Annotated in this window: 6 protein-coding genes; all 6 read left to right on the top strand. The window is 53.4% G+C overall.

The window, feature by feature from the left end; translation table 11 throughout:
• Positions 1 to 162: 162 nt before the first annotated feature.
• The gene (locus ACTH5D_RS11045; RefSeq protein WP_441671166.1) at positions 163 to 1,398 is read left to right on the top strand and encodes an ABC transporter substrate-binding protein; all 1,236 of its coding nucleotides are present in this window, start codon (positions 163 to 165) and stop codon (positions 1,396 to 1,398) included.
• 99 nt (positions 1,399 to 1,497) lie between these two features.
• Positions 1,498 to 2,385, top strand: coding sequence for a branched-chain amino acid ABC transporter permease (locus ACTH5D_RS11040; RefSeq protein ID WP_441671164.1), 888 nt, complete (start codon positions 1,498 to 1,500; stop codon positions 2,383 to 2,385).
• 2 nt (positions 2,386 to 2,387) lie between these two features.
• Positions 2,388 to 3,380, top strand: coding sequence for a branched-chain amino acid ABC transporter permease (locus ACTH5D_RS11035; protein ID WP_441671162.1), 993 nt, complete (start codon positions 2,388 to 2,390; stop codon positions 3,378 to 3,380).
• A gap of 207 nt (positions 3,381 to 3,587) precedes the next feature.
• Entirely contained in the window at positions 3,588 to 4,742 is a 1,155-nt protein-coding gene (locus ACTH5D_RS11030) for an acyl-CoA dehydrogenase family protein (RefSeq protein ID WP_441671160.1), read from the top strand.
• Between the two features lie 17 nt (positions 4,743 to 4,759).
• Positions 4,760 to 5,875, top strand: a complete 1,116-nt coding sequence (locus ACTH5D_RS11025; protein WP_441671158.1) for an enoyl-CoA hydratase/isomerase family protein — start codon at positions 4,760 to 4,762, stop codon at positions 5,873 to 5,875.
• Between the two features lie 31 nt (positions 5,876 to 5,906).
• The coding region (locus ACTH5D_RS11020; protein ID WP_441671156.1) for an NAD(P)-dependent oxidoreductase at positions 5,907 to 6,392 on the top strand (486 nt) is incomplete at its 3' end.

The following is a 6,392-nucleotide window of genomic DNA, read 5'->3' as shown; positions in this document are numbered from 1 at the left end:
GCGCCGATTAAGCGCACCTTTTCATTACCCGCCTAAGCATCACTCTAACTAAGTACCACTATAAATAAGTACCACTATAAATAAGTACCACTATAAATAAGTACCACTATAAAAAGTATGTCGTTACACAACAACAAAGGCTCTAAGGGCCAGGAGACGAACATGACCTTTATGAAAAATATTACCAAAACAAAGCTGGCTGCCAGCATTGCCGTTGCGGCCACCGCGAGCATTGCTGTTTCCACCGCTCACGCCGAAATAAGCGATAGCGAAGTTCGAATTGGCTACCTGGCCGATATGTCCGGTACTTATCGTGATTTGGCAGGCCCCGGCGGGCTAACCGCACTCGAAATGGCCGTTGCGGATTTCGGCGGTAGCGTAAACGGTAGCCCAATTGTGTTGTTCAGCGCAGACGACCGCAACAGTGCCGACGTGGGTGCCAATACGGTGCGTGGTTGGATCGACCAGAATAACGTCGATATGGTGGCGGGTCTGGTCGCCTCCTCGGTGTCGATTGCGGTCACAAAAGTGCTTGAGGAAAATAACGGACTCGGCATTGTGTCTGGCTCGGCGGCGTCCAGTGTTACCAACGAACACTGCACCCCTAACCACATTCATTGGGTATACGATACCTATCCGCTGGCTAACGGTACTGCGAAAGCGGTCGTAGAGCAGGGCGGCGACACATGGTTCCTACTGACAGCAGACTACGCCTTTGGCCATGCCCTGGAAGCCGATGTGACCAAGGTAGTTGAAGCCAGCGGCGGTGAAATCGTCGGCGGTGTCCGCCATCCGTTCCCGACTAACGATTTCTCGTCTTATATCCTGCAGGCCCAAGGGTCGGGTGCCAAAATTGTTGGTCTAGCCAATGCGGGAGCCGATACCGTTAATGCCATCACCACGGCCAGCCAGTTTGGCCTGACTCAATCTGGTCAGCAGCTAGCGGGCCTGTTGATTTTCTTGAACGATGTTCACGCGCTTGGTTTAGAAGCCACCCAAAGCCTGCTGCTGACCACTGGCTGGTACTGGGATATGGACGAGCAGTCGCGTGAATGGGCTCAGCGTTACTTTGATGAAGTGGGCAGTATGCCGACGATGGTACAAGCCGGTATTTACTCCAGCACCATGCATTACCTGAAAGCCGTTGAAGAGGCCGGTACTGACGACCCTGAAACCATTCGTGCCCAAATGGCTGAGATGCCGATCAATGATTTCTTCGCACGCAATGGCCGCATTCGTGAAGATGGCCGCATGGTGCACGACATGTACCTTGCCCAGGTAAAAACGCCAGAAGAGTCTACCGGTGAATGGGACCTTTACGAGATCCTCAGCACTATTCCCGCCGAAGAAGCCTACCGTCCGCTATCCGAAAGCCAGTGCAAACTGGTACAGAACTAATTTGGATAAGAACTCATCTGGAGTGATTTTACACGTGATGTGTAGCAATGGTTGGCGGCGTCATGCCGCCAACCGCTTGATGGCGAGGAGATTCACATCATGACGATGATATTCGGCGTGCCTATGGCTGTCTTCATGGGCCAGCTAACGCTAGGTCTAGTGAACGGCGCCTTTTACGCACTGCTTAGCCTGGGCCTGGCGGTCATCTTCGGTCTACTGAAAATCGTCAACTTTGCCCATGGGGCGCAATACATGCTGGGCGCCTTCGCTGCGCTACTGGGCTTTCGCTATCTGGGCATTAACTATTGGCTGGCGTTGTTTTTAGTGCCACTTGTGGTCGGTGCTTTCGGTGTGTTGTTGGAGCGGTTTTTACTGCGCCGCATCGCCCATTTGGATCATCTCTATGGGCTGCTTCTAACCTTTGGTTTAGCGCTTATTTTTGAAGGTACGCTGGTCAATTTCTTTGGTGTTTCGGGGGCGCGCTATGCAACGCCCGAGATTCTTCAAGGTGGCTTGAACCTTGGCTTTATGTTCTTGCCCACTTATCGCGCCTGGGTGCTGGTGGCCGCTTTGGCGATGTGCCTATTTACCTGGTTCATGATCGAGCGTACGCGGTTAGGCGCCTACCTGCGGGCGGGCACTGAAAACGCCCAGCTGATGCAGGCTTTTGGCGTCAATGTACCGCTGCTGATAACGCTTACCTATGGGTTCGGCGTCGGTTTGGCCGCGTTTGCCGGCGTGTTAGCGGCGCCGCTCTATCCCGTGTCACCGACGATGGGCTCAAGCCTACTAATCGTGGTATTCGCGGTGGTGGTCATCGGCGGGATGGGCTCGATTCTAGGCGCAGTTATCACCGGTTTGGCGATGGGGATTATTGAAGGCTTAACCAAAGTGTATTACCCCGAAGCATCTAATACGGTGATCTTTCTTGTCATGATCCTCGTGCTCATGTTGCGCCCCGCTGGGCTATTCGGTAAGGAGGCATAAACATGACAGAACCTCAAACGACGCTAGCGCCAACGGCCGTGCTTGAGCGCCAAAAACGCGCCAAATTTCGCCGCAATATGTTTTATCTGGCGTTAATTGTAGTGGGGCTGGTGGCGCCTTTCATGGTCTACCCCGTTTTCTTAATGAAAGTGCTCTGTTTTGCACTGTTTGCCTGCGCATTTAATCTGCTGCTTGGCTATGCAGGGCTATTGTCCTTTGGGCATGCGGCTTTCTTAGCGACGGGCGGCTATGTGACCGGCTACCTGCTGGCCAGCTATCCAGGATTAACGCCGGAGCTAGGTATTCTCGCCGGTACGTTAATGGCAACGCTACTAGGCGTACTGTTTGGTGTGCTCTCTATTCGGCGCCAGGGTATCTATTTTGCCATGGTGACCTTGGCGATCGCTCAGTTGGTGTACTTTATGTATATCCAGGCACCGTTTACTGGCGGTGAAGATGGCCTGCACGGCGTCCCCCGCGGGCATCTGTTTGGAGTGATCAGTCTGAACAGTAACCTATCGATGTATTACTTTGTGTTTGCGATATTCATCGCAGGCTTTGCGCTCATTCAGCGCACCGTGCACTCGCCGTTTGGTCAGGTGCTTAAAGCGATCCGCGAGAATGAGCCTCGGGCGGTATCGCTGGGCTACAACACCGATGCCTATAAACTAGTGGCGTTTGTGATCTCTGCGGGCTTGGCGGGCTTAGCCGGCTCGACCAAAACGGTTGTATTTCAGCTTGCCTCGTTAACCGATGCACATTGGCATATGTCCGGCGAGGTCATTTTGATGACGCTGCTAGGCGGCGTGGGTACCTTGCTGGGACCTTTGATGGGCGCAGGGCTGGTGGTTAGCCTGCAGCATATCCTCGCCCAATCGCCGTTAGGCAACTGGGTTAGCGTAATTTTGGGGCTCATCTTTGTGGTTTGTGTGCTGAGTTTTCGTAGCGGCATTATTGGTGAGCTGGACAAAATGTACCGCAAAAATTTTAAGTAGAAGAGTCGCTTTAACGTTTCTTGCTTGCCGATATTGGGCGCCGTATGGCGCCTTTTTTTAGCGCTACGTTTGTGACGGTAGACTCTATCTACATCTAAGGTCGCACGCTTGGTTATGTTGCTTGTTAGGGGGTAAATAGATAAGTTAACGTTAACGTCAATTATAACGACAACAGCCAGTGTGTACGCACATTAGCGGAGATCCGCCATGAATTTTGAGCTTAATGAAGACCAGGTTGCCTTTGCTGATATGGCGCGAGCTTTCGCCCAAAACGAGCTAGAGCCACACGCCGCTGAGTGGGATCAAACCTCATTCTTTCCCGTTGATGTGATTCGTAAAGCGGGGGAGCTGGGCTTTTGTTCGCTTTACGCACCCGAGAGCGTAGGCGGGCTAGGCCTTTCGCGCTTAGATGCCAGTATTATTTTTGAGCAGCTTTCCATGGGCTGCACCTCAACCACCGCCTATCTCACTATTCACAATATGGTGACCTGGATGCTGGCAGACTTTGGTACGCCAGATGCAGTCAAACAGTGGGGCGAAAAACTCGCCACCGGGGAGCTTTTAGGCTCCTACTGTTTAACCGAACCCAATTCAGGTTCAGACGCCGCTTCATTGAAAACCACTGCCAAGCGCGATGGCGACGACTACGTGCTGAACGGCAGTAAGATGTTTATTTCCGGTGCAGGCAGTACCGACTTTCTGGTGGTGATGGCGCGCACCGGTGGCGAAGGTGCCGGCGGCGTTTCTGCCTTTGCGGTAGATGCTAACGCTGAAGGCATCAGCTACGGGCGCAAAGAAGAGAAGATGGGCTGGAACAGTCAGCCGACGCGCATGATCACGTTCGAAGAAGTGCGTGTGCCCGCTAATCATCTGCTTGGCAATGAAGGTGACGGTTTTAAAATTGCCATGAAGGGGCTCGATGGGGGCCGAATAAATATTGCGACTTGCTCGATTGGTACGGCGCAGCAGGCGATCAACAAAGCCCGCGAATACATGCTGGAGCGTAAGCAGTTTGGTAAACGGCTGGCGGAGTTTCAGGCGCTGCAGTTTCGTTTAGCCGATATGGTCACCGAACTGGTTGCCGCACGGCAGTTGGTGCGTATGGCCGCGGCCAAGTTAGATGCAGGTCACCCCGATGCGACTGCCTACTGCGCCATGGCAAAACGCTTTGCCACCGATGTGGGCTTTAAGGTATGCGATGAAGCGCTACAGCTTTATGGCGGTAACGGCTATATCAAGGAGTACCCCATGGAGCGCTACGTGCGCGATACCCGGGTACACCGAATTCTTGAAGGCACTAACGAAATTATGCGCCTGATCATTTCTCGCCGGGTATTGGCAGACGGCGCCACCGAGCTTTAAGAGAATAAGGACGGCCAATGAGCAGCGTACTGTTTACCGAACATGCCACCCATGATGGGCATGTGATTGCAGAAATAAAACTCAATGCCGAGCGTTCGCTAAATGCGCTGACGCTTGAAATGTGCGAAGAGATGTTGCCTCGCTTAAATGCCTGGGCTTTAGATCAGCGGGTAGTCGCGGTACTGCTGGACAGCGCTGGTGAAAAAGCATTTTGCGCCGGTGGCGATGTGGTCAATCTTTATAAAGCCATTGCCGGTGAAGGCGACCCTAACTTCCCCGAGCGCTTTTTCGAGACCGAGTATCGGCTCGATTATCTCTTACACACGTTTCCTAAGCCGGTCATCTGCTGGGGCAATGGCATTGTGATGGGTGGCGGTATGGGCCTGTTAAGTGCCAGCAGCCATCGTGTTGTCACGGAAACCTCACGTTTAGCCATGCCGGAAGTCACCATCGGCCTTTATCCTGATGTGGGTGCCAGCTGGTTTTTAAATCGGCTGCCGAACGGCGCCGGGCGTTTTCTGGCCATGACAGGCAGCCAGATTAATGCGCCGGATGCAGTACACCTTGGCCTAGCCGACCGCTGTATAGCCAGCCACCACCGTGATGCGCTGCTGCAGCAGTTAACCGCTGCTCGCTGGGGGAAAAGTGAAAATACCGACGCCAACGGCGTGGTGAACCGCGTTATGCGTGAGCTTGAGCAGACATCGCAGACGGTGTTTGCTGAGCTTGATGCGCCCATTTATCAGCATTCACCGCTGATTCGCGAATTAATGGATCACGACAGCGTTGAGCAAATAGTCGCGGCGATCACCGCGGTAAAAAGCGAGAACAAGTGGTTCGGTAAAGCCCAGCAAACCTTGGCACACGGCAGCCCGGTATCAATCAAGCTGATTGATGAACAGCTAACGCGCGCCAAGCATATGTCGCTGGCGCAGGTGTTTCAGTCTGAAATGGCGCTTTCAGTGCAGTGCTGTCTTCATCGCGAGTTCCCCGAAGGTGTGCGGGCGCTGCTAGTTGATAAAGATGGCCAGCCCGCGTGGAGCTATCCTGATGTCGCATCGGTTGAAGACGCCTTTATTAACGAGCTGTTAGCATCGCCCTGGGATAAAAACCCGCTTGCTGATCTGTCTTAAATTTTGTCACTAACAAATAAGGATAATAACAATGACCACTGTTGCGTTTATTGGCTTAGGTAATATGGGTGGCCCGATGGCGGCCAATCTTGCTAAGGCAGGCTTTAACGTGCGTGCGTTTGATCTTTCGGCCGAGACGCTTGAGGTCGCTAAGTCTCACGGATGTGAAGTGGCTCGCTCTGCCCAGGCAGCTGCCACGGATGCCGACTTTGTGATTTCCATGCTGCCAGCAGGTAAGCACGTGCGCGGGCTGTATGTGGATGGCGACGCGCCGCTGTTTGATGTCATCAAGCAAAGCGCGCTGGTGATTGACTGCTCTACCATTGACGCAGACACCGCCCGACGTGTGGCCGCTGCCGGTGCTGAAAAAGGCATTGGCTTTGTGGATGCACCGGTGTCTGGCGGGGTAGGTGGCGCTCAAGCGGGCACGCTGACATTTATTGTTGGCGGCAGTGATGCTCAGTTTGAGCAAGCTAAGCTAGTGCTGGACGTAATGGGCAAAAATATCTTCCACGCT

The sequence above is a fragment of the Halomonas sp. genome (genome assembly GCF_052095695.1).
GTDB lineage: Bacteria > Pseudomonadota > Gammaproteobacteria > Pseudomonadales > Halomonadaceae > Vreelandella.
This window is presented reverse-complemented; position numbering and strand designations above follow the sequence as displayed.